This is a genomic window from Falsiroseomonas sp. (genome assembly GCF_051860665.1).
Lineage (GTDB): Bacteria > Pseudomonadota > Alphaproteobacteria > Acetobacterales > Acetobacteraceae > Falsiroseomonas.
This window is the reverse complement of the sequence record NZ_JBHYDM010000003.1, coordinates 184,274-207,903: the sequence shown is the minus strand read 5'-3', so window position 1 is coordinate 207,903 and position 23,630 is coordinate 184,274. Positions and strand designations below refer to the sequence as shown.

At 69.3% G+C, this 23,630-nt stretch carries 20 protein-coding genes; 11 read left to right on the top strand and 9 right to left on the bottom strand.

Annotated elements, in window-relative coordinates; genetic code table 11:
* The first annotated feature begins 33 nt into the window (after nt 1–33).
* The 3 genes from ACTIF1_RS04425 (at nt 34) to ACTIF1_RS04415 (ending at nt 2,049) form a co-directional block, all read left to right on the top strand.
* A complete protein-coding gene (locus tag ACTIF1_RS04425; RefSeq protein WP_439595166.1) occupies nt 34–465 on the top strand; it encodes a VOC family protein in 432 nt (143 codons plus the stop codon).
* The gene (locus ACTIF1_RS04420) at nt 462–932 is read left to right on the top strand and encodes a VOC family protein (protein WP_439595165.1); all 471 of its coding nucleotides are present in this window, start codon (nt 462–464) and stop codon (nt 930–932) included. Before ACTIF1_RS04425 ends, ACTIF1_RS04420 begins: the two co-directional genes overlap by 4 nt.
* 124 nt (nt 933–1,056) lie before the next feature.
* Nucleotides 1,057–2,049, top strand: coding sequence for an ABC transporter substrate-binding protein (locus tag ACTIF1_RS04415; protein WP_439595164.1), 993 nt, complete (start codon nt 1,057–1,059; stop codon nt 2,047–2,049).
* Between the two features lie 13 nt (nt 2,050–2,062).
* Here the strand turns inward: ACTIF1_RS04415 and ACTIF1_RS04410 are convergent, their stop codons facing one another.
* The gene (locus tag ACTIF1_RS04410; RefSeq protein WP_439595163.1) at nt 2,063–3,130 is read right to left on the bottom strand and encodes an LLM class flavin-dependent oxidoreductase; all 1,068 of its coding nucleotides are present in this window, start codon (nt 3,128–3,130) and stop codon (nt 2,063–2,065) included.
* Nucleotides 3,131–3,253: 123 nt separating this feature from the next.
* Here ACTIF1_RS04410 and ACTIF1_RS04405 point away from each other — a divergent pair, with 123 nt between their 5' ends.
* Complete coding sequence (locus ACTIF1_RS04405; RefSeq protein WP_439595162.1) at nt 3,254–4,207, top strand: tripartite tricarboxylate transporter substrate binding protein; 954 nt, start codon at nt 3,254–3,256, stop codon at nt 4,205–4,207.
* Here ACTIF1_RS04405 and ACTIF1_RS04400 read toward each other — a convergent pair.
* Nucleotides 4,204–4,590 (bottom strand): RidA family protein, encoded by a 387-nt coding sequence (locus ACTIF1_RS04400; protein ID WP_439595161.1) that lies wholly within the window; start codon nt 4,588–4,590, stop codon nt 4,204–4,206. The two genes, ACTIF1_RS04405 and ACTIF1_RS04400, sit on opposite strands and share 4 nt — an antisense overlap.
* Before the next feature lie 73 nt (nt 4,591–4,663).
* On the opposite strand from ACTIF1_RS04400, the gene ACTIF1_RS04395 reads away from it, so the two are divergent.
* Nucleotides 4,664–5,875 (top strand): Zn-dependent hydrolase, encoded by a 1,212-nt coding sequence (locus ACTIF1_RS04395; protein ID WP_439595160.1) that lies wholly within the window; start codon nt 4,664–4,666, stop codon nt 5,873–5,875.
* A gap of 81 nt (nt 5,876–5,956) precedes the next feature.
* Here the strand turns inward: ACTIF1_RS04395 and ACTIF1_RS04390 are convergent, their stop codons facing one another.
* From ACTIF1_RS04390 to ACTIF1_RS04360, 7 genes are all read right to left on the bottom strand, one after another.
* Nucleotides 5,957–6,787: an alpha/beta hydrolase gene (locus ACTIF1_RS04390; protein ID WP_439595159.1), complete on the bottom strand. Its 831-nt coding sequence runs from the start codon at nt 6,785–6,787 to the stop codon at nt 5,957–5,959.
* Nucleotides 6,784–7,761, bottom strand: coding sequence for a D-2-hydroxyacid dehydrogenase family protein (locus ACTIF1_RS04385; protein ID WP_439595158.1), 978 nt, complete (start codon nt 7,759–7,761; stop codon nt 6,784–6,786). The genes ACTIF1_RS04390 and ACTIF1_RS04385 overlap by 4 nt, the downstream gene beginning before the upstream one ends.
* 81 nt (nt 7,762–7,842) lie before the next feature.
* Nucleotides 7,843–8,673, bottom strand: coding sequence for a hypothetical protein (locus ACTIF1_RS04380; RefSeq protein ID WP_439595157.1), 831 nt, complete (start codon nt 8,671–8,673; stop codon nt 7,843–7,845).
* 129 nt (nt 8,674–8,802) lie between these two features.
* The gene (locus ACTIF1_RS04375) at nt 8,803–9,117 is read right to left on the bottom strand and encodes an acyl-CoA thioesterase (RefSeq protein WP_439595156.1); all 315 of its coding nucleotides are present in this window, start codon (nt 9,115–9,117) and stop codon (nt 8,803–8,805) included.
* Nucleotides 9,118–9,141: 24 nt separating this feature from the next.
* Nucleotides 9,142–9,576, bottom strand: a complete 435-nt coding sequence (locus ACTIF1_RS04370; protein WP_439595155.1) for an acyl-CoA thioesterase — start codon at nt 9,574–9,576, stop codon at nt 9,142–9,144.
* 20 nt (nt 9,577–9,596) lie between these two features.
* A complete protein-coding gene (locus ACTIF1_RS04365; protein WP_439595154.1) occupies nt 9,597–10,271 on the bottom strand; it encodes a hypothetical protein in 675 nt (224 codons plus the stop codon).
* Nucleotides 10,272–10,539: 268 nt separating this feature from the next.
* On the bottom strand, nt 10,540–11,427 hold the full coding sequence (locus tag ACTIF1_RS04360; protein WP_439595153.1) for an ABC transporter substrate-binding protein: 888 nt from the start codon (nt 11,425–11,427) through the stop codon (nt 10,540–10,542).
* 77 nt (nt 11,428–11,504) lie between these two features.
* On the opposite strand from ACTIF1_RS04360, the gene ACTIF1_RS04355 reads away from it, so the two are divergent.
* The 6 genes from ACTIF1_RS04355 to ACTIF1_RS04330 all read left to right on the top strand — a co-directional run bounded on the left by ACTIF1_RS04355 (nt 11,505) and on the right by ACTIF1_RS04330 (nt 23,468).
* Nucleotides 11,505–12,533: a tripartite tricarboxylate transporter substrate-binding protein gene (locus ACTIF1_RS04355; protein ID WP_439595152.1), complete on the top strand. Its 1,029-nt coding sequence runs from the start codon at nt 11,505–11,507 to the stop codon at nt 12,531–12,533.
* Between the two features lie 107 nt (nt 12,534–12,640).
* Nucleotides 12,641–13,399 carry a septum site-determining protein MinC gene (gene minC / locus ACTIF1_RS04350; protein WP_439595151.1) on the top strand — a complete coding sequence of 253 codons (759 nt, stop codon included), beginning with the start codon at nt 12,641–12,643 and terminating at the stop codon, nt 13,397–13,399.
* A gap of 99 nt (nt 13,400–13,498) precedes the next feature.
* On the top strand, nt 13,499–14,317 hold the full coding sequence (gene minD / locus ACTIF1_RS04345) for a septum site-determining protein MinD (RefSeq protein ID WP_439595150.1): 819 nt from the start codon (nt 13,499–13,501) through the stop codon (nt 14,315–14,317).
* Complete coding sequence (gene minE / locus ACTIF1_RS04340; RefSeq protein ID WP_439595149.1) at nt 14,314–14,607, top strand: cell division topological specificity factor MinE; 294 nt, start codon at nt 14,314–14,316, stop codon at nt 14,605–14,607. Before minD ends, minE begins: the two co-directional genes overlap by 4 nt.
* Before the next feature lie 91 nt (nt 14,608–14,698).
* Complete coding sequence (locus ACTIF1_RS04335) at nt 14,699–15,697, top strand: LLM class flavin-dependent oxidoreductase (protein WP_439595148.1); 999 nt, start codon at nt 14,699–14,701, stop codon at nt 15,695–15,697.
* 490 nt (nt 15,698–16,187) lie between these two features.
* Complete coding sequence (locus tag ACTIF1_RS04330) at nt 16,188–23,468, top strand: hypothetical protein (RefSeq protein ID WP_439595147.1); 7,281 nt, start codon at nt 16,188–16,190, stop codon at nt 23,466–23,468.
* Nucleotides 23,469–23,630 lie beyond the last annotated feature (162 nt).

Genomic DNA, 23,630 nt, shown 5'->3' with positions numbered 1-23,630 from the left:
TAGTTACGGCCGGCGCTGAACAGGAGCCTCGCCATGTCACGGCTGATCTTCATCAACCTGCCCGTCACGGACCTGCCGCGCGCGGTGGCCTTCTACGAGGCGATCGGGGCGCGCCGGAACCCGCAATTCAGCGACGACACCGCGGCCTGCATGGTCCTCATCGAGACCATCCATGTGATGCTGCTGACCCATGCCAAGTTCGCGCAATTCACCAGCAAGACCATCGTCGATGCGCACAAGGCCTGCGAGGTGATGATCTGCCTCTCCGCCGAGAGCCGCGACGAGGTGGATGACCTGGTGCGGCGCGCGACGAAGGCGGGCGGCGGGGCGGACCCGACCCCGGTGCAGGATCACGGCTTCATGTTCGGGCGCAGTTTCGCCGATCCGGACGGCCATATCTGGGAGGTGATGTGGATGGACATGGTCGCGGCGACCGAGGCCATGACGCAGGGCGCGCCGGCATGAGCGGCCTGACCCTCTGCCTGTGGTTCGACGGGCAGGCGGAGCAGGCGGCGCGGTTCTACGTCGCCGCCTTCCGCGACGGCGGCAAGCCCGCCGAGCTCGGCCCGACCATGCGCCAGCCGGCGGATGCGCCGGTGCTGACGGCGGAATTCACCCTGGCTGGCCAGCGCTTCCTCGGCCTGAATGGCGGCCCGGCCTTCAAGCCGAGCATGGCGCAGTCGCTCTGTGTCGAATGCGACGACCAGGCGCAGATCGACCATTTCTGGGACCGGATGTCGGATGGCGGCCAGCAGCTCGACTGCGGCTGGGTGACCGATCGCTTCGGCTTCGCCTGGCAGATCATGCCGAGGGCGATCCTGTCGATGATGCGCGACCCGGATCCGGCGCGCAGCGCCCGCGCCTTCGCGGCGATGCAGACGATGAAGAAGCTCGATATCGCCGCGCTGCGCGCCGCGCAGGACGCGGCCTGAGGGGGGCGGCGCCCGACGGCCTTGAACGAAAACCGGCGCATCGCCGGGGACGGCCGTAGGTATTGGCGTGCACCCCCGCGCGGAAACTCGTTAGGCTGGCGTCAAGAAGACCGGAGGACACGCCATGCCCATCGCCCGCCGCGCCCTGCTGGGTGCAGCCCTCGCCGCGCCTTCGCTCGCCCGCGCCCAGACCCTGCGGCCGGTCTCCCTCATCACCTTCCCCGGCGGCTTCAACTGGCCGATCTGGGCCGCCATGGAAAAGGGATTCTTCGCGCGCCACGGCGTGGCGGTGACCCTGACTCCCACGCCCAATTCCACCTTCCAGCTCACCAACCTGATCGGCGGTCGCTTCGACATGGCGGTGACCGCCATCGACAATGTCATCGCCTATAGCGAGGGCCAGGGCGAGGCGGCGGTCTCCGGCACGCCGGACCTGGCCGTGGTGATGGGCGGCGACAACGGCTTCCTGAAGCTGGTGACGGTGCCGGAGGTGCGCAGCTTCTACGACCTGCGCGGCAAGGAGCTTTCGGTCGATGCCCTGACCACCGGCTATGCCTTCGTGCTGCGCAAGCTGGTGGAAGTGGGCGGGCTGAAGCAGGAGGATGTCAGCTATGTCCGCGCCGGCGGCGTGATGCAGCGCTTCCAGGCGCTGCTGGAGAAGAAGCATGCCGGCACCCTGCTGATCTCGCCCTTCGAGGTCCAGGCCGAGGCGCAGGGTTTCCGCACGCTGGCGGATGCCGCGACCATGCTGGGCTGCTACCAGGGCCTGGTCGGCGCCACGCGGCGGGACTGGGCGGCGGCGCATCGGGCGGAGGTGGTGGGCTATATCCGCGGCACCATCGATGCGCTGGCCTGGCTCTACGACCCCGCGAACCGCGCCGAGGCCCTGGCCCTGCTGCGCCGGAACGTGCCCGGCATGGCGGAGGCGACGGCCGAGGCCTCCTACCGCGTCCTGCTGCATCCGAGTTCCGGCTTCGAACCTCGCGCGGCGGTGGATGTGGAGGGCATCCGCACCGTGCTCGCGCTGCGCAGCCAGTTCGGCCCGCCCGGCCCGGCGCTGACGGACCCGCAGAAATACCTTGATATGCGCTATTACCGGGAGGCGCTGCCGGGCTGAGCGGGCGGCGTGGCTATTCCGCCGCCAGGGCCGTGGCATTGACGCGGAAGCGCGGCGCCACCTGCTCCATGAACAGACGCAGCGACTGCGCAGCCAGCGCCGCCGGCATGGGGCCGAGCCGGAAGCTGCCGATGACGCCGCCGATGCCCGTCGCCTCCAGCTCCGCCATCCGCGCCGCGACGGTGGCGGGCGAGCCCGCGATCAGCGCCTTCTCGGGATCCACGCGCGCGGGCGGCACCGTCTCCTTCTTCATGATGATGCCCTGCTCGGCATAGATGCGCTCCCGCAGCGCCTTCCGCTGTTCCTGCATGGCGAGGAAATTCGGCACGGCGATGCGCTGCGCCTCGGCATCCGTCTCCGCCACGAAGATGTTGCGCCAGCACCAGCTCTCGGCGAGGCAGGCTTCCACCTGCTCCGCCCCGAAGCCCGCCTCCAGCATGGTGGCGCGGTATTGCAGCAGCCGGTCGCGCGTGGTCTCGAAGGACTGCACATTCATCAGGAAGGGCAGGCCGCGCCGCGCCAGGTGCAGCGCCCCCGCCTCCGATGATGCCGCGCGGATCACATAGGGATGCGGTTTCGTGAAGGGTGTGGGGCGCAGCCGCGGGATGCTCAGCGTCCAGTGCTTGCCCTCATGGCGCATGCCCTCGGGGCTGGTCCAGGCCTTGAGCATGATGCCCTCGGCCTCCTCGTAGCGTTCCAGCGCTTCCTCCGCGGGAATGCCATAGCCCTGGTATTCGTAGACGTTGTAGGCGGTGCCGCGCCCCAGCCCGACGATGACGCGGCCGCGCGAGAGATTGTCCAGCAGCGACATCTGCTCCGCCAGCCGCGTCGGATGGTGCAGCGAGACCTGCGCTACGGCGAAGCCCACCTTGATGCGCCTGGTGGCCGAGAGGATCGCGGCGGCGAAGGTCACCGGATCGACATAGGCGCAATTGCCGTCGAAGTGATGCTCGGCCAGCCAGATCACCTCGAAGCCCAGCTGCTCGCAGAGCAGCGCCTCCTCCATCGCCTCGCGGATCGCATCGGCGTCCCGATCGGGGTCGCGACTCTCGGGGAAGAGGAAGTTGCTGAAGCGCAGCATGCGGGCCGCTCCCAAACGTTAGGACAAAGCCTAACACCGTCTCCCACGGCCGCAACCTTATCCTTGCATCGCGGTGAGAGGCGAATGTTAGGATGAATCCTGCCCCTTGCGGAGGTTCCAGCCTTGCCCAAGCGCCGCAGTCTCCTCGCCGCCAGCCTCGCCCTGCCTGCCATCGTCTCCCGCGCCCAGGCGCAGGAACGCCCCGTGCAGTTGCTGGTGGGCTTCACGCCCGGCGGCAATATCGACCTTGCCGCGCGCATGGCCGCGCCCTTCTTCGAGAAGTACCTGGGCCAGCAGGTCATCGTGGTGAACCGCCCTGGCGCCGGCGGCATGATTATGCTGAACGAGGTGGCGGCCGCCGTGCCGGATGGCCGCACCGCCGCGCTGGTCTCCTTCCCCGCGCTGGTCACCGCGCTGTACGACAATCGCCCGCGCTACACGGTGGACAGCTTCGCCTATGTCGGCCTGCTGACCGATGAGCCCTATACGATCTTCGTCGGCCCCAACTCGCCCTATCGCAGCCTGGCCGATCTGGTGGCCGCCGCGCGGACGCAGCCGGAGACGATCACCATGGCGGGTGCGGGCGTCGGCAGCGCGCCGCATCTCGCGCTGATGCAGCTGGAACGCGCCGCCGGCGTGCGCTTCACCTGGGTGCCGACGCCGGGCGCCGGCCAGGCCATGCAGCTGGTCCAGGGCGGCCATGTGGCGGGGTCCATCTCCACCGTCAGCCTCACCGTGCGCGCGCATATCCAGGGTACGCTGCGCGTGCTGGCGCTGATGTCCGAAAGCCGCTGGGACCGCGCGCCGGAGCTGCCGACGACGGGGGAGGCGGGCTGGCCGCTGGAAGCGGGCTCCGCCCGCGGCTTCGCCCTGCCGGCCGCCACGCCCGCGCCGGTCGTCCAGCGTTGGGAGGAAGCGGTGCGGCGCACCGCACAGGACCCGGAATTCAAGGCCATGACGGATCGCGACTACCTGATCCTGCGCTACATGGACCGCGCCGCCATGACCGCCTTCGTGCAGCGCGAGAATGCGGCCTATGGCGCGATCTGGCGCAGCACGCCCTGGAAGGCGTCCTAGTAGACGGCGGCGATGCACTCGATCTCGAGCAGGAAGTCCGGCACCGGCAGGGCCGCCACGACGCAGGTGGTGCGCGCGGGCAGCGCATCCGCCGGGAAGGCAGCGCCGTAGAGGCGGTTCATCTCCGCCACGTCGCCGGCGCGCGTCAGCAGCACATTCGCCTTCAGGATGCTGCGCATATTGCTGCCGCCTTCCTCCAGCGCGCGCTTCAGATGGCCGATGACGATCGCGAATTGCGCGGCAAAATCGTCCTTCGGCACGCCGTCCGGCCCCATCGGCCCGATGCCGGAGACATAGAGCGTGGCGCCATGCCGGACGGAGATGGCGAAGGGCGGCCAGGCGCGGCCGGTCTCGGGGGGCATGAAGCGGGCGATCTCGGGCATCATTCTCTCCTGGCTTTACGGCGCCACCAAGCGCGTTCCACCATGGTGGCGCAACCCACCGCCCGGAGAGATCATGCCGCAGGTCGATACCGCCCGCTTCCTGAAGGATCTGCACGAGCTCCGAAAGATCGGCGCCTACAAGACCGGCGTGCATCGCCCGACCTTCTCGCCCGAGGATATGGAAAGCCGGCGCTGGCTGATGGAGCGCATGGCCGAATGCGGGCTGGAGCCCGCCATCGATGGCATCGGCAATGTCATCGGCCGCCATCCCGGCCCTGGGCCGAAGCTGCTGGTGGGCAGCCATATCGAGAGCCAGAACCAGGCGGGCTGGCTGGATGGCGCGCTAGGCGTGGTGGCGGGCGTGGCGCTGGCGCGCGCCGGCCTGCCGGTGGATGTCATCGCCTTCGCCGATGAGGAAGGCCACTACGGCAGCTTCATCGGCAGCCGCAGCTTCATCGGAGAGCTTTCCGATGACGAGATCGACCGCCTGGCGAACCGCTATCACGGCAAGCCGCTGCGCCAGGCGCTGCGCGAGGCGGGGCTGGAAGGCCTGCCCCGCATCCAGCGCGAGCCCGGCCGGCACAAGGGCTTTTTCGAGTTGCACATCGAGCAGGGGACCCAGCTGGAAGCGGCCGGGCAGCAGGTGGGCGTGGTCACCGGCATCGTCGCCATCTGGCAGTGGCGCATCACCATCGAGGGCATGCAGGACCATGCCGGCGGCACCACCATGGCGGAGCGCCGCGATGCCGGCCTCACCGCCGTGCGCCTGCTCGCCATGCTGGATGAGCGCATGCCCATGGCCTGCGGCCCGCGCAGCACCTGGACCTGCGGCCGCATCAGCCTCGACCCCGGCGCGGCCTCGATCATTCCCGGCCGGGCCGAGGTGCTGTTCCAGTTCCGCGACGTGGAGGAGCCGGTGCTCGCCCGCATGGAGGCCTGCCTGCGCGCCTGCGTGCAGGAGGCCAATCGGCGGGAGCGTTGCACGGTGGCCCTGGAAGCGGTGAGCCTGTCCAAGCCTGCGCTGTGCGATCCGGCCATGCAGGCGGCACTGGCCGCGGCGGCGGAGCAGCTGGCGCCCGGCGCCTGGCGGCACATGCCGAGCGGGGCGGGGCATGACGCGCAATACATGGCCAAGGTGATGCCGGCCGCGATGCTCTTCTCCCCCTCCATCGGCGGCATCAGCCATCACTGGGCGGAGGATACGAAGGACGAGGATCTGGCGAAGTGCGTCGCGGTGCTGGCGGAGGGGGCCGCGCGGTATCTGGGGAACAACGCGCCGGTCTGAGGGAGCGCCTTTGCTCCCACCCAACCCTCCCCCGTACTGACGGGGGAGGGTCGGGGTGGGGGCAAACGCCGCCGCCCTGCCTCAGCTCAACAAGGTCTCCGCCAGCCGCAGCAACGTCCCGCCCGGCTGCCGCAGCGCCTCCAGCACCCGGAAATGGTCAGCGCCAGGAATCGGCACCAGCGGACCCGGCGCATGCGCCGCGCTGCGAACTGCGTGAAAATCGCGGCTCTGGCGCACCAGCTCCGGCAGTTCCGCGCTGCCATAGGCGATGGCCAGCGGCTTGTGCGGCACGGGCCGGCGCATCGGCGAAAGCTCCGCGATCTCCGCCTCGGTCAGGCGCAGCGCCGCGTTCAGATAGGTGTCGCGGATCGGCGCCAGTTCGAAGATGCCGGAGATGGCGAGCCCCGCCGTCACCGCCGGATGTTCCAGGGCCAGGGCCGCGAGGTGCCCGCCGGCGGACCAGCCGGAGGCCACCAGCGGCCCGGCGATCCCATGCTGCGGCCCATGCGCCGAAAGCCAGTCCAGCGAGCGATGGATCTGCCAGGCGATGGTGGTCAGCGTCGCATCGGGGGCCAGGGTGTAGCCGTTGAAGGCCGCGGACCAACCCATGGCCAGCGCACCCTCCGCAAGATGCGCAAAATTCTCGCGCCGGTTCCGCTGCCAATAGCCGCCATGGATGAAGACCAGGCAGGGCGCGGCCGGGTCGCTGCCGGGAAACAGGTCCCAGGCCTCCCGCTCGCCCTCGCCATAGAGCAGGTCGAGATGCCCCGGATGCGCGGCGCGAAACGCCTCCGCCAGCGCGTCGCGTTCCGCGATCAGCGCGGGGCTGTCGGCGACGGCCTCGGCATTGTTGTAGGCGGCGTCGCGCTCGGCCTGGCTGGCGCCGGCCCAGAAGTCCGGAAGCGCGCTCATGGCTTCAGCAGCCGGATCGGCTTGTCGGCCAGATAGGCCTCGATCGTCTCCACAGCGCCGTGGAAATAGGCGGAGAAGTTCTGCCGCGAGACATAGCCCAGATGCGGCGTCAGCATCGTGTTGGGCGTCGACATCAGCGGGTGGTCCAGCGGCATCGGCTCCCGGTCGAAGACGTCGAGGCCGGCGCCGGCGATGCGGCCCTCCTTCAGCGCGGCGATCAGCGCGGCCTGGTCGATCAGCGGGCCGCGGCTGGTATTCACGATATAGGCGCTGGGCTTCATCGCCGCGAGCTCCGCCGCGCCGACGATGCCGCGGGACCGGTCGGAGAGGATCATGTGCAGCGTCACCACGTCCGACTGCGCGAAAAGCTCCGCCTTCTCCACCCGCGTTGCGCCGGCCGCGGCGGCGGCCTCGGCGGTCAGGTTCTGGCTCCAGGCGATCACCTTCATCCCCAGCGCCTGGCCCACCTTGGCCACGCGGGTGCCGAGCTTGCCGAGGCCGAGGATGCCGAGCGTCAGCCCCTCGGAGGCGGTGCCCACGCTGTTCGACGCGCCGCTGGCCTGCCAGGTGCCGGCGCGCAGGCTGGCCATCTGCGCCGGCAGGTCGCGCAGCAGGCCGAGGATCAGGCCCCAGGTGATGTCGACGGTGGGCGCGCCGGCGGAAGGTGTGCCGCAGACGGTGATGCCCTGGGCATTGGCGGCGGCGACATCGAAGGCGCGGTTCCGCTCGCCTGTCGTCATCAGCAGCTTGAGATTGGGCAGGCGCTGCAGCAGCGCGGCCGGGAAGGGCGTGCGTTCGCGGATGCCGAGGATGGCGTCGAAGGGCAGCAGGCGCTCGACCAGCGCATCCTGGTCGGCCAAGTTGTCGCGGAAGACCTGAACGGAAAGGCTCGGCGGCAGCCGGTTCCACGGCCCCATCTCCAGGGCCAGGCCCTGGAAGTCATCGAGGATCGCCAGCCTGTTCAGCGTCGCCATTGCCGTCTGCTTCCTTCCGCATCCTGGGTCCCGGTCCTTGGCTACCGGGTCACCCGCAATGCGTGCAGCTTCGGCTCGGCGTCAATGGGGAGTCACGAGATCCCAGCGGATGGTGCGCCCGGGGCGGATCGGCAGCAGCCCGGCGGAGGTCTCGGCCGGCTGGCCCTCCGCATCGCAGGGCTGCACGGGGCAGGGGACGAAAAGCTCCTCCTGCCGCGCCGGCGTCAGCCGATCCAGCCCCTCCGGCAGAGCGCCGAGGAAATCGGCGGCCAGCGCCGCGGCGAGAGTGGGGCGAGGCAGGCTGACCTGCAGCGCGCGCGCCACGGGGCGTGGCGGCGGGGCATCCAGCCGCGTCGCCTCGCCCGCCAGCAGCAGGGCGAAGCTGCCTTCGGCATCGGTCCAGGTGACGATTCGGAGGCGGCCTTCGGGCAGCATCGTCTCGCATTCCAGCCGGCCGAGCGGGATGCCGCGGCCCGCGCGGTCGCGCAGCCGGCCGATCACCGCCGTCATCCCGGCCGGCACGGCGCGGCAGGGGGAGGGGCGGAGGCGCAGGCTGAGGCGCAGCGGCGGCGCGGCCTCCGGCGCCGCGCCCAGGGTCGGCCTCGCCGGGAAGCGGGAGGGCACGTCGACGGACAGCGCGGCCGGCATGTAGCGGCGTTCCGGATCCGTCAGCAGCAGGCGGCGGGGCCCCGGTGGCAGTTCCTGCAGGAAGGTCAGGCCGGTCAGCGGATCGAAGCTGCAGCTGGCGCCGGGCACGCCCTGGGCCTGCAGCCGCAGGCCGGCGATCGCCGGCAGCGCGCCCGGCCGGCCTTCCCCCTCATAGCGCAGGGCACGGATACCGAGGATGGGCTCCACCGCCAGGCGCGACGGCGGGGCGAGGCGCCAAGCTGGCAGCAGCCCGGTGGCGCTCATCGCGTCAGACCTGGCGAGGGGCCTGCGGCATGACCTGCGGCGTCTGGCACCTGCGAACCCTTTCCTCAGCCTATGGTGGAATCTAACCGTTCCAGGCCCGGAGTTGCAACCCCCGGTTGTCGTGCTGAATCATGGCATGAGAAGGCCGGCGGCCGCCAGTCGTAACGTATCGGGCAGGGCGGTCGGGTGCCGCTGCGTGGCCCTATCCACATAGACATGCACGAAATGGCCCTCGGCGCTCACCGTCCGGTCGTCGCCGCGGAACAGGCCGATGCCGTAGCGAATCGAGGTATTGCCCACGCGCTCCGCACGCAGCCCGGCGGTGACCAGGTCCGGGAAGGCGATCGGCGCGTGGAATCGGCACAGCGTCTCGACCACCACGCCGATCACCGGGCTGTCCACCAGGTTGATGGCGCCGCTGCCGAGCAGGAAGCGCGCCAGCACCGCGTGAAGTGGATGGATTTCAGTCTACCTCAACTCGTCCAGCGACTTGCGCAGATCAAATGGCACTGGGACCGGTCGTCCAGTGTCGCGTGCGACGTAGACATGTGTGAAGTGTCCTTCCGCTGCCGCTGCGTCCTCTCCCGCGCCAAAAATGGCCACGTCGTAGCGCACGGAGGTGTTGCCGAGCCTAGCAAGGCGCAATCCTACGACCACGTCCTGAGGGTAGGCGAGCGGCTTACGGTAGCGGCATCCAGTCTCAACTACGAGGCCGATTGCATCGCTACCGGCTATATCAAGCGCCCCCACCGAGATGAGCCAGCGGTTAATCGCCGTGTCCATGAAGCCGTAGAACACAACGTTGTTGATGTGTCCGTAGGCGTCATTGTCCGACCATCGAGTCGTGATCTGACAGTGATGCGGGAACTGCGACAGATGGGCAGCGGTCTGGTGATTTGTCACGGAATCCACACCGTTCTGGGCTACCTACGTGACTGCTGTTGGTCGCGTGTTGAATTGTTATCGAAAAGCTGATTGACCCTTGTCGCGTGCTCTCCCCAACTCAGCTGACGTCGCACCAACTGCGCCGACAAAGCATCGCCTTCGCTTGTGTTGCTGCGGAGTAGTTGCATTTGGGCAGGCGGCAATTGGGACGCAATGGTCGACATGTAGGATTCTACGCAAGGACGGGCCTCGCTTAGATAGTGCGTCATTAGGGCCGCATCCTGCGGGGTAGGAATGTCGGCGTTAGCCATTTGTCTGAAACTGAAACGACCCGTCTGAATGTCGCTGAAGCGGTCCGCTATAGGCGCATATTGAGGATTAGCACGAACGCTGGAGATACACACACGGCGTTGCTGTATGGCTTCCTGAACTGAACTGCGTGCGCTCGCTACGCTCGCTTGGGCAGCTTCACGTTCCTGAAGGCGCCAGCCGCGCGAAGTCATACAGCGGTTGAAGAACGCTTGGGCCTCCATCGCTCCCACAAGTCCGGAACCGAAGCCGCCACTCTGCCGAGCGTCGCGCTCACAAGCGTATCGTTCTGCATCAAATTCTTGCGTGCTTGCGCCGGGGCGGATCCACACATTTTGTGCGCACGCCGAAAGGCTAAAAGCCGCCGTTACGACGGCCAGCAGCCGCGCATGAATAAGCTTCATCGAGCCTACCTTGGTAATTGCGATGTCGGAAGTTTCAACCGGTGATCTCAGTTGTCAAGCGGCGCAGGGACAGGCTTTAGCAGCTGGTCGAGGAAAAAGGCGTTGGTACGCCGGAGCAGCTAGCCAGGTCGCTCCTCAGGAGCGCTTCGTAGATTGTTTGGCGAGCGCGTTTAGGTTGGACCTCTACAGCCGTAGATGTCGTTGTCCATCCAGCGCGTCGGGATTTCGAGGAAGTAGCGATAGTCCGCGCGGGTCGGCAGCGTCTTGCTCATGCCAGCGCCTCCGCCACCAGCTCCGTATCGACGCAGGCGGCGAAGCCTGGGCGGCGGGGGATGGCGCCGACGCCGAACATGGCGCCTTCCAGGGCATTGAAGGCCGCTTCCGGGAAGACCGGGTCGCCGGCCCAGACGCCGAGGTCGCGGTAGCGGGCGATGCCCGATTCCAGCGTGGCGCGGTCCAGCCCTTCGAACCAGGGCGCGACGGTGGCCGCCACCTCCGCCACCGGCGCCGCATGCAGCCAGCGCTGCATCGCTGCCAGGCCGCGCACCAGCCCGATCAGCGCCGGCCGCTTCGCCGCCAGCGCGGCGCGCGTGGCATAGAAGGCGGTATAGGAGGTGGGGCCGCGATCCGCCTGGGCATGCCAGACCGCGCCCCCGGCGGTCACCGCCTGGCTGGCGAAGGGCTCGAAGAGCTGCGCCACCTCGATCTCGCCGGCCAGGACGGCCGCCGCATTCTCCGCCATGGACCGCCCCGTGGTGACGTCCAGCTGCCCCGGGTCGAGGCCGATCTGAAGAAGGTCCTGCTGCAGGCACCACCAGGGGGTGGGCACCTCGCTGACCACGCCGAGGCGCATTGCCGCGAGATTATGCAGGTTGAATCCGGGATTGGCGCCGCGCCCCACCAGCAGGAAGGGGTCGCGCATCACCACGCCGGCGAAACTGACCAGCGGGCTTTCGGGATTGGCGGCATGGTCACGGATCACCCGCATCGGCCCGGACCAGGCAAGGTCCGCGGCGCCGGAGAGAAGGTTGGCCACCGCGCGATCCGGCTCCCCCACCGTGATCAGCCGCACCTCCACCCCCTGCGCGGCAAAATCGCCGCGCGCCAGGGCGGCGTAGAAGGGGCTGTAGAACAGCGCCCGGAATGGCTCTTGCAAGACGATGGTGTGCACGCGTCTCTCCCGCTTCGCCGGGCATGAGACATCACCCAAGCCGCCGAGAGAAGGGACCCCCCATGCCGCTTTCCCGCCGCCTGCTGCTGGCCGGCCTTGCCGCACCGGCCCTGCTTCCTGCCGCCGCCCGCGCCCAGGGGCGGCCGCTGCGCGTGGTGGTGCCCTTCGGCGCCGGCGGGCTGACCGATGTGGTGGCGCGCATCCTGGCGGAGCCGATGGCGCAGACCCTCGGCCGGCCGCTGGTGATCGAGAATATCGGCGGCGCCGGCAGCACCATCGGCGCGGCGAACCTCGCCCGCTCCGCCCCGGACGGCAACAGCATCATGGTCGGCAGCGTCGGCCATGCGGCGATGAAGGCGCTCTATGCCAGCTTTCCCTTCGATCCGGTGACGAGCTTCGCGCCGGTCTCGCTGGTCACCCGCCAGCCATTCGTCGCCGCGGTGCATCCGGCGATCCCGGTGACGGATCTCGCCGGCTTCCTCGCCTGGCTGAAATCCCGCAACGGGGAGGCGAATTTCGGCACTGCCGGCATCGGCGCCTCCTCCCACCTCGCGGCGGAGCTGCTGCGCAAGATGGCGGGCGTCGCCTTCACCGTGGTGCCCTATCGCGGCACGCCGGCCGCGGTGGCGGATCTGATGGCCGGGCGGATCGACTTCATGATCGACAGCCAGACCCTGCTGGCACCGCTGATGTCGGATGGAAGGGTGCGGGGCCTCGCGGTGACCAGCGCGGAACGCTCCACCCTGCTGCCGGCGCTTCCGACCATCGCGGAGGCCGGGGTGCCGGGCTACGACGCCGCCGCCTGGCAGGCGATCTATGCGCCGGCCGGCACCCCCGCCGGACCGGTCCGCGCCATCGCCGATGCGGCCGCTGCCGCGCTGCGCGATCCGGCCACGCTGCGGCGGCTGCAGGAGGCAGGCGTCGATGCCTATGCCGACAATTCGCCGGAGGCGGCGGCTCGGCATCTGGCGGCGGAGGTGGCCGGCTGGTGCAGGAACTCGGCCTCAGCGGCTGAGCGGGGCTCGATTCGGGCTTCGCGCGGCATGCGAATTGCGGGCGCCAAGCGTCTGCAAAGCGTCATGCCTGCGTGAGAAGGCTTCGCGCTCCGCCGGGGCGTGGGTATAGAGCAGGATCACGCCGCCCATCACACGCCCTTCATCCTTGCCCCACCCCTCTGGACGGAAAACCCACCCTCGCGATGTCCGCCGCCCCCTCCGCGCCGCGCCTTGAACCCTTCCGCCTGCGCGGGGCGAATTTCAATCTGCTGGTGATGCGGCTGCTGGACCATCGTGTGGAGGCGCTGGTGCCCGCCTTGGGCGACCAGTTCCGCCGCGCCCCCGGCTTCCTGCGCTTCGCCCCCGTGGTGATCGGGCTGGACGATATCCCTGCGCGGCCGGAGGAGGTGGACTTCGCCGGCCTGGTGCAGGGGCTGCGCGCCATCGAGATCGTGCCGATCGGCACCACCGGCGGCACGCCCGAGATGCGCATCGCCGCCCAGGGCGCCGGCCTGCCGCCGCTGCGCCAGGCCGGCGGGGCGCGGGAGGAGGATTTTTCGTCCATGCCCCCGATGCCCGCGGCCCCGATGCCCGCCGCGGCGCCGGTGCAGCCCGCCGAGGCGCCCGCGCTGCGCGCCGCCATGGTGGTGGACCAGCCGGTGCGGGCCGGCCAGCGGATCTGGGCCCAGGGCACCGACCTGATCGTGGTCGGCACCGTCAATCGCGGCGCCGAGGTGATCGCGGACGGCAATATCCACGTCTATGGCCGCCTGCTGGGCCGCGCCATCGCCGGCGGACAGGACAATGCGGAAGCGCGCGTCTTCGCGCTGAACTTCGACCCCGAGCTCGTCTCCATCGCCGGCTACTACGCCGTGCGCGAGGGGCTGGGGGAGGCGCCGATCGGCAAGACCGTGCAGGCACGGCTGGTCGGCGAGCATATGCGCTTCGACCCCGTTGGCTGACGCCAACGGGTCTCCGACCCCTGGCGGCTGAGGCCACCGGGCTCGGTTCTTGGAATGGTTGCGGCGCCCCCGGCGGGGGGCGCGGTTCAGGGGGTCAGCATGGCGGAAATCATCGTGGTCACGTCGGGCAAGGGGGGGGTCGGCAAGACGACCTCCTCGGCGGCCATCGCCACCGGCCTGGCGCAGCGCGGCAAGCGCACCGTGGTCATCGACTTCGACGTGGGCCTGCGCAACCTCGACCTCATCATGGGTGTCGAGCGGCGCGTGGTCTTCGACATCGTCAATGTCATCAGCGGCGAGGCGCGGCTGAACCAGGCGCTGATCCGCGACAAGCGGGTCGACACGCTCTCGATCCTCCCGGCCTCCCAGACCCGGGACAAGGATGCGCTGACCAAGGAAGGCGTCGGCCAGATCATCGAGGAACTGTCGAAGGACCACGACTACATCGTCTGCGACAGCCCCGCCGGCATCGAGAAGGGCGCGCTGCTGGCGCTGTATTTCGCCGACCAGGCGATCATCGTGACCAACCCCGAGGTCTCCTCCGTCCGCGACAGCGACCGCATCCTGGGCGTGCTGCAATCCAAGTCGAAGCGCGCCGAGGACAAGCGGGACCCGGTGAAGGAGCACCTGCTGGTCACCCGCTACGACCCCGTCCGCGTCGAGAAGGGGGAGATGCTGAAGCTGGAGGATATCCGGGAGATCCTGGCGATTCCGCTGCTCGGCGTGATCCCGGAGAGCGAGAGCGTGCTGAAGGCCTCCAACACCGGCAATCCGGTCATCATGGACCAGGAAAGCGCCGCCGGTCAGGCCTACAAGGACGCGGTGGGCCGCTTCCTCGGCGACAAGATCGAGCACCGCTTCCTGGAGCCGACCAAGAAGGGCCTGTTTTCACGTCTGTTCGGGGGGAGGGCGGCATGAGCTGGCTCGCTGATCTCTTCAAGGGCCGCAAGCCCGAGCCGCCGACCGCGGCCAATGCCAAGGAACGCCTGCAGATCGTCCTGGCGCATGAGCGCATCGGGCGGACGCGGGAGGATTTCCTGCCGAAGCTGCAGATGGAGATCGTGGCCGTGGTGGCGCGCTACGTCGCGATCGATCCGGGCCGGGTGAATGTCTCGCTGGACCGTGGCGGGGACATGTCGACCCTGGCGATCGAGATCGACCTGCCCGGCCCGCCGGCCGCCGCCAACCGGCGCGCCGCCGCCGGCTGATCCTCCGGGTGCCGGCATCCCCTGCCGGCACGCCGGCCTGCCATGCGGCGGCGGGCTACCGGCCGCCGCCCGCGCTGCCCATATGCGGGCGATGACACAGCTCTCCGTCCTCGACCTCTCGCCCATTCCCGAAGGCAGCGACGCCGGCCAGGCGCTGCGCAACTCCGCCGACCTCGCGCGGCATGCCGAGAGCCTCGGCTACAACCGCTTCTGGATGGCGGAACACCACAATATGCCCGGCATCGCCAGCGCCGCCACCGCGGTGGCGCTGGCGCATGTGGCGACCGGCACCAGCCGCATCCGGATCGGCGCCGGCGGGGTGATGCTGCCGAACCATGCGCCGCTGATGGTGGCGGAGCAGTTCGGCACCCTGGCCGCGCTGCATCCCGGCCGCATCGACCTCGGCCTGGGCCGCGCGCCCGGCACGGACCAGCTGGCCGCCCAGGCGATGCGCCGCAGCCTGGTGCAGGAGGACGATTTTCCACGAGATGTGATGGAGCTGCTGGCCTATTTCGAGCCGGAGCAGCCGGGCCAGCAGCTGCGGGTGGTGCCCGGGGCCGGGCTGGCGGTGGAGGCCTGGATCCTGGGTTCCTCCACCTATGGCGCACAGCTCGCCGCCATGCTGGGTCTTCCCTATGCCTTTGCCTCCCACTTCGCGCCGGCGCAGATGCGGGCGGCGGTGGAGATCTACCGGGCGCGGTTCCGGCCCTCCGCGCGGCTCGCCGCGCCGCATGTGATGCTGGGGGTGAATGTGGTGGCGGCGCCCACGGATGCGGAGGCGCGGTTCCTCTTCACCTCCCTGCAGCAGGCCTTCGTGAACCTGCGCACCGGCCGCGCCGGCAAGCTGCCCGCACCGAGCGAGGGTTTTGCGGAGCGGCTGGACCCGCGGGCCCAGGCGATGCTGGACAATGCCCTGTCCTGCTCCATCGTCGGCGGGCCGGGGACAGTGCGCGCCGGGCTGCGGGACTTCCTGGCCGAGACCGGGGCGGATGAACTGATGGTCACCGCCCAGGTGCATGACCACGGGGCGCGGCTGCGGTCCTTCGCCATCCTGGCGGAGGCCGAGGCGGCGGTCGCCCTGGCCGCCTGAGGGCGCCTGCCCCGGGGCTGCCGGCGTGGTCCGGCTGCCCCCGGCCCTCCACCCCATCCGCCTGGCCCCAGCCCGCCTCACTGGCGGGCCATGGCGTGCTGCGCGCCCGCCTGCCGACGATTCGCGGGTCACTCGCGCATGGGTTGCATGTCGCGACACGCTGGGCGCCAGTATGTAACCGTTTGGTATTCAGTACGAAGAATCGCTCGGCCACGCAACTCCGGGAATGATGCTGCGACGCACCCAAAACGATTCATGCGAGGGCAATTCAGAAAAGACACGCAGGAGTTGTAATCAAGTAAGCAGATCGCTTTGATTTCGGAATACAATGAGTTCTTGATGCCCTCATCTGCCACGCGACGCTCGCTTCACGAAACCGTGATGATGATTCCTTAACCATAACGAATTTGCGTTTGACCTTGCCGCCAAGCTGTCGCTGTCTGGAGGGGCTGAACCGACCTCGAAACGGCGGGCTGGGAGTGAGCTTGAGATGACGACCTCTCCTTTTACGGAAAATGACGATTTTCGATCGCTCTCGGCGGGCGCGGATGTCGCGGAAGCAGGCGCGGGCAATGACTTCGTCCGCGGGCTGGGCGGCCATGATTCCATCAATGGCGAGGCGGGCGACGACATCCTGCTGGGCGGCGCCGGGAACGACACGCTGATCGGCGAGGAGGGGGCGGATATCCTCACCGGCGGGCAGGGCAATGACCTGCTCTCGGGCGGCACCGGCATCGACACCGCCACCTACGACACCACCGAGCTGATGCAGCAGGACCTGGTGGCGCAGGGCAGCCACTGGACCGCGGCCGCGGGCGGCGAAGGCACGGATACGCTGCAGGGCGTCGAGATCATCGCCGATGCCAGCGGCGACCGCATCCTGCTGGTCGGATCCGGCGGCTTCGCCACGATCCAGGCGGCGGTGGATGCCGCGGTGGATGGCGACATCATCCGCATCGCCGCCGGCACCTATGCCGGCGATATCAGCATCGTCGGCAAGGCGCTGACCCTGATCGGCGACGGCAGCGAGGGGGCCGGCGCCACCATCATCGCCGGCCAGGTCGGCGTGACGGGCACCATGACGGGCAAGACCCTCAGCCTGGCCAATCTGCAGATCGATGCCACCGGCGAAGCCTATGGCGTGAAGATCGAGAGCATCGGCGGCAGCGTCGTGATCGACGGCGCGCGCATCGCCAATGCGGCGAACAACGGCGTCTTCTATGCCCATCCGGCCAATGACAGCCAGACCACGCAGACCGAGGGGCTGCTGGAGGCGCTGACCATCACGGACAGCGTGCTGGAGGATAACGGCCACTACAACGGCACCGTCGGCGGCCCGGGCGGCCGCGGCCATGTGAACCTCTTCGGCTTCAACGGGGAGCTGACGCTCACCGGCAACAGCTTCGTCTCGAACGGCCCCGCCTTCGTCGGCCCGACGCAGCCGAGCGGCGCCATCTACAAGGCGGTCACCATCGCCGGCTCCGGCCGCCCGGTGGGCGGCACCAACCAGGCGCTGCTGGGCACCGATGCCTCCGCCGGCGTGCAGGACCAGATCTCGCCGCTGGCTTCCGCCGTGGTGACGGACAATGTCTTCCAGGGCAACTACACCCAGGACCTGGTGTCCTTCTATTACTTCACCAGCATTGCGCTGACCGCCGAGGGCAATACCACCGAGGATGTCCTGGCCCCCTGGGGCCTGCTGAACCTCGACTATGTCGGCGGCACGGTGGATGTCTCCGGCTTCTTCGAAGGCGCCAGCAACCCGGCGGGCTTCATCAGCACGCTGCAGGGCCTCGCCACCGATGGCAGCCAGACCGGCACCGAGGGCGCCGACCTGATCGATGGCCGCGCCGGCGTGGACCAGATCGAGGCGGGCGGCGGCAATGACATGATCCGCATCTCGCAGGGCAGCGCGCATGGCGCGACTGAGACGATCGATGGCGGGGAGGGGACCGATACCATCGTCTTCAACCCGGCGGCGGCGGATACCCTGACCCTCAGCGCCCATGTCACCGGCATCGAGGTCGTCTCGATCACCGGGCCGCATCCGACCTATGTGACGAATGGCACGGTCGCGGCCAATATCGATGCCTCGGCAGCCCTTGGCATCCAGGCGATCAACGGCAATGACGGCGCCAATGCCCTGACCGGCGGCGCCGGCAGCCAGACCCTTTCGGGCAATGGCGGCGATGACACGCTGGATGGCGGCGCCGGCAATGACAGCCTCTCGGGCGGCGCGGGCAATGACAGGCTGATCGCCAGCGAGGGCGAGGATAGGCTCGATGGCGGCGCGGGCCTGGCCGACCTGGTGGTGCTGGACGGCGCCTTCGCGGAATACAGCTTCACCCTGACCGGGGGTGGCCTGCTGGTGACGCGGGCCGGCGTGACGCAGACCCTGCTGGGCGTGGAGCGCCTGTCCTTCGACGATGCCTCCGTCGTCCTCGTCGATGGCACCGGGGTGGGCAGCGGGCTGACCACCATCCAGGCCGGCGTGAACGCGGCCAGCAGCGGCCAGATCGTGCTGGTGGCCGATGGCACTTATGCCGAGAACGTCGTCATCGGCACCGATGGCATCAGCCTGCTGTCGATGAATGGTGCGGAGGCCACCATCATCGCCGGCAACCCGGCCGGCGCGGAGCTGGGCGCGGTGCAGTTCAGCCCGGGCCGCAGCGATGTGCAGCTCGGCGCGCTGGGCCATGGCTTCACCATCCAGGGCCTGAACGGCAATGGCGCGATCGAGAAGGCGGCGGTCTATCTGCAGGGCGCGCAGTCCGGCCATGTCATCCAGGGCAATGAGATCGTGGCCCAGGGCGATCTCGGCCTGCTCTCCGAATTCGGCTACGCCGTCACCGATCTGACGATCGACAGCAACATCTTCTCCGGCCAGACTTTCGCGGGCGGCCAGCCGCAGCAGCTCGGCGGCTTCGGCAACCAGTTCGATGTCGGCAACAACCTGCCGCGCCAGCTGGTGGTGCTGGGCAATGGCGGCGGGTCGACGCCTTCCGCCTCCAACGGCGTCGTCTTCACCAACAACCAGGTCACCGGCACGGCGGGCGGCATCGCCTCCGACACCGGCAATGCCTTCGGCAATTCGCTGGTGACCATCGATGTCAGCGATGCCGTCATCAGCGGCAACCTCTTCACCGGCGTCACCGCCGGCAGCGGCGCGGCGCTGCGGGCGCGGCGTGACGGCACGACGATCACGGACAATACCATCAGCGGGGCGGAGGGTGCCGAGACCGCCGGCATGCTGGTGCAGAACCAGACCGGCAGCGCCTTCTCCGGCAATGTCTTCATTGGCGACGGCGACAACGACCGCATCACCGGCATGACGCCGGGCGCGGACAGCCTCTCCGGCGGCGATGGCGGCGATACGCTGTCGAGCAGCGGCGGCAACGACGAGATCCTGGGCGAGGCCGGCGACGACTGGCTGGCCGGCGAGACCGGCAACGATACGCTGCAGGGTGGCGCCGGCGCCGACAGCCTCTTCGGCGGCGATGGCAACGACCTGCTGCAGGGCGGGGCGGGCAATGACCTCGCAGGCGACCGTCTGGAAGGCGGGCTGGGCAACGACACGCTCGAAGCCGGCGCCGGTCCCGCGACGCTGCTGGGCGGCGAGGGGGTGGACAGCCTGGTCGGCGGCGGCGCCGACGACTCACTCGATGGCGGTGCGGGCCAGGACCTGCTCGCGGGCGGCGGCGGCAACGACCTGCTGGCGGGCGGCGAGGGGATCGACACGGCCACCTATGCGGATGTGCTCTCCGCGGCCGATTTCAGCGCCGGTGCGGTCTGGCAGGTCGCGACCCTCTCCGAGGGCACCGACAGCCTGGATGGCGTGGAGATCGTCACCGATGGTGGCGGTGCGCGCTTCCTGCTGGTTGGCGCGGGCGGCTTCGCCAGCATCGGCGCGGCGCTGGCGGCGGCGGAGGAGGGTGACACCATCCTCCTGGCGGCCGGCACCTATGCGGAATCGCTGACGATCGACAAGGCGGTGACCATCCTCGGCCCGAACAGCGGCATAGCCGGCAATGGCGCGCGGGGCGGGGAGGCGGTGATCACCGGCGTCAGCCAGGTGACGGCGGCCTCCGGCGAGGTGGTGATCTCCGGCGTCGAATTCCGCTACACGGGGGCGGCCAATACGCTCATCGGCTCGGTGAATGGCGGCGGCATGCTGCGCATCACCGGCAATGCCGATGTGACGGTGGAGGACAGCCGCTTCTACGCGGAGACGACGCAGGGCAATGCGGGCGGCGGCGGCGGTGGCCGCGCCATCTATGTGCCGACGAATTTCGGCGGCGCCCTGACCATCGATGCCAACTTCTTCGGCGGCGCCGTGGTGAACAATGCCTATAGCGGCGCGAACTGGTATCGCGGCGTCTGGTCCGATGGCACCGCCAGCAGCCTGGTCATCACCGGCAATAGCTTCGAATGGGTGCGCAGCGCGCTCAACCTCGATGGCTATGACGATGCACCGGTGACCAATGTCTCGGACAATGCCTTCACCAATGTGGGCTCCGGCATCTCGCTCGGCGTCGGCGGCGACAGCACGCCGCTCGGCATCGGCGGCAATGTCTTCACCAATGTCGGCACCGACTTCAACCTGCAGAACCTGGCCACGCCGATCGTCTTCGCGGTGGGCGGGAACAGTGCGGTGGCGGGCGGCGATCCGGTGGATGCGGCGATCCTGGTGCTGGGCGGCAGCGCGGGCGACGAGATCACCGGCGGCGACGGCATCGACTATCTCTCCGGCAATGGCGGCGACGATACGCTGGTGGGCGGCGACGGGGCCGATACGCTCTCGGGCGGCAGCGGCAATGACCATCTCAGCGATGGCGGCGACGATGGCGCGGTGAACGTCTTCCTGGGCGGGGGGGGCCAGGACACGGTGGTGGCCGGCGATGGCCAGGCCATGGCCTATGGCGAGGCCGATGCGGATGCACTGACCGGTGGCGCCAGCGCCGATACGCTGGATGGCGGCGCGGGCGATGACGTGCTGACGGGCGGCGGCGGCAACGACGTGCTGAGCGGCGGCGCGGATCTCGACACCGCCAGCTATGCGGCGACGCTGACGGCGGCCGATTTCCAGGCCGGCGACACCTCCTGGACCCTGGTCGCGGAGGCGGAAGGGACGGACAAGCTCGATGGCGTGGAGATCGTCACCGATGGTGGCGGCGCGCGCTTCCTGCTGGTGGGCGCGGGCGGCTTCGCCAGCATCGGCGCGGCGCTGGCGGCGGCGGAGGAGGGTGACACCATCCTCCTGGCGGCCGGCACCTATGCGGAATCGCTGACCATCGACAAGGCGGTGACCATCCTCGGCCCGAACAGCGGCATAGCCGGCAATGGCGCGCGGGGCGGGGAGGCGGTGATCACCGGCCTCAGCCAGGTGACGGCGGCCGCGGGCGAGGTGGTGATCTCCGGCGTCGAGTTCCGCTACACGGGCGCGGCCAATACGCTGCTCGGCTCGATGAACGGCGGCGCGCTGCTGCAGCTCACGGGTGGCGCCACGGTGACCGTGGAGGACAGCCGCTTCTACACCGACACCGCCCAGGGCAATGCCGATGGCGGCGGCGGCGGGCGCGCCGTGCTGCTGCCCACCAGCTTCAGCGGCAGCGCGACCTTCGCCGACAACTTCTTCGGCGGCGAGGTCGACGACAATGCCTATGGCGGCGCCAATTGGCAGCGCGGCATCTGGTCCGATGGCAGCGCCAGCTCGCTTGAGATCATCGGTAACAGCTTCGACTGGGTGCGCACGGCGCTGAACCTGGATGGCTATGTCGACGCGGCGACCACCGTCTTCGGCAACAGCTTCAGCAACAGCGGCAGCGGCATCTCCATCGGCGTCGGCGGGCAGAGCGCGCCGATCGGCATCAACGGCAACCAGTTCACCAATGTCGGCACCGAGTTCAACTTCCAGAACCTGACAACGCCCATCGTCTTCGCGGTGGCCGGCAATACGCTGGTGCCGGGCGGCGATCCGCTGGACAGCGCGATCCGCGTACTGGGCGGCTCGGATGACGACTGGCTGACCGGCGGCATGGCGAGCGACTACATCTCCGGCCGGGATGGTGACGACCTGCTGGTCGGCGGCGCCGGGGCGGATACGCTCGATGGCGGCAATGGCATCGACGCGGTGGACTACAGCGACTCTGCGGAGGGCCTGTTCATCGACCTCTCCACCGGCAAGCAGGCGGTGCTCAGCGCGCCGGATGTGGCGGTGGACAGCCTCGTCGGGATCGAGGTGGTGAACGGCAGCGAACAGGGCGACTTCATCTACGGCGACGGGCAGAAGAACACTTTGCTCGGCGGCGATGGCGACGATGTGCTGGATGGCGAGGCGGGCGACGACCTGATCCTCGGCGGTCTCGGCGCCGACGAGATCTCGGGCGGCGAGGGCTTCGACCTCGCCGGTTACGGCCAGGATACGGTGGGTGTCACCGTCTCCCTCGCCAGTGGGGTCGGGCTCGGCGGTGCGGCGGAAGGCGACCAGCTCTTCGACTTCGAGGGTCTGCTCGGCGGCTCCGGCACCGACTCGCTCACGGGCGATGAGGCCGCGAACCTGCTCTCGGGCGATGAGGGAGCGGATACGCTGACCGGTGCCGGCGGGGCGGACAGCCTGGTCGGCGGCTGCGGCAACGACCTGCTGCTGGGCGGTGCCGGCGGGGATTCGCTGGTGGGCGGGGATGGCTTCGACACGGTCTCCTATGCCGGCTCGGCCAGCGTCACCGTCAGCCTTGCCAGCGGCCTCGGCATCGGCGGGCATTCGGCCGGCGATACGCTGAGCGGCGTGGAGGCGGTGATCGGCGGCAATGGCTCCGACCTGCTGACCGGCGATGCGCTGGACAATGCGCTGAGCGGCGAGGGCGGCAACGACGTGCTGACCGGCGGCGACGGCAACGACACGCTGACCGGCGGCCTCGGCAATGACCAGCTCAATGGCGGCGCGGGCGCGGATCGCCTGACCGGCGGGGCCGGCAAGGATACGCTGACCGGCGGCAGCGGCGCGGACAGCTTCGTCTGGACCGCGGCCTCCGACAGCCTGGCGACCGCGGCGGGCCGCGACGTCGTCGTGGATTGGGGCCAGGAGGATGTCGTCGACCTCTCGGGCTTCGATGCCAATATCGTGCTGGCCGATGCGCAGAGCTTCATCTATCGCGGCGTCACGGCCAATGCGAACGACGCCAAGGCGGGTGAGCTCTGGTCCTACCAGTTCGGCGGCAATACCTTCCTGGTCGGTGGCGTGGATGGTGACGCGGCGCGCGACTTCCAGATCCAGCTGAACGGGCTGCACAGCTTCCAGGGCACCAATTTCGACGGTGTGCGGCTCAGCCTGACGGGCACCTCGGGCAGCGACACGCTGCTCGGCGGGGAGCTGAACGACACGCTGGCCGGCGGCGGCGGGGAGGACCTGATCGTCGGCGGCCTGGGCCGTGACAGCCTGGCGGGCGGTGGCGGCAATGACGTCTTCGTCTGGAATTCCGTGGAGGAAAGCCAGCCGACCGGCGGGGGTCGCGACGTGATCACTGACTTCAACCTCGGCGATCTGATCGACCTCTCGGGCATCGATGCGGATGCCATCCTCGATGGCGAACAGAGCTTCGTTTTCGGCGGCCTGGCTGCCGATATGAACAATGTCGCGGTGGGCGAGGTCTACTACTACCAGTTCAGCGGGCGGACCTTCGTGATCGCCGGCGTGGACGCGGATGCGGAGCGCGACTTCCAGATCGAGCTCAGCGGATCGAGGACGCTGACCGCGGCCGACTTCGTCCTCTGATCGGCGCTTTCATCAAGCGGCAGGCGGCGACGCCTGCCGGACCGGCGGCGGCGCGACCTTGGTCGCGCCACCTCCATACAGGCGCCACGGGAGCTTCACGGAAGCGATACATGCGGTGACACGGAGCGCGTGCAGCCTGGGGCCCTCTCCCAAAACAGGGTC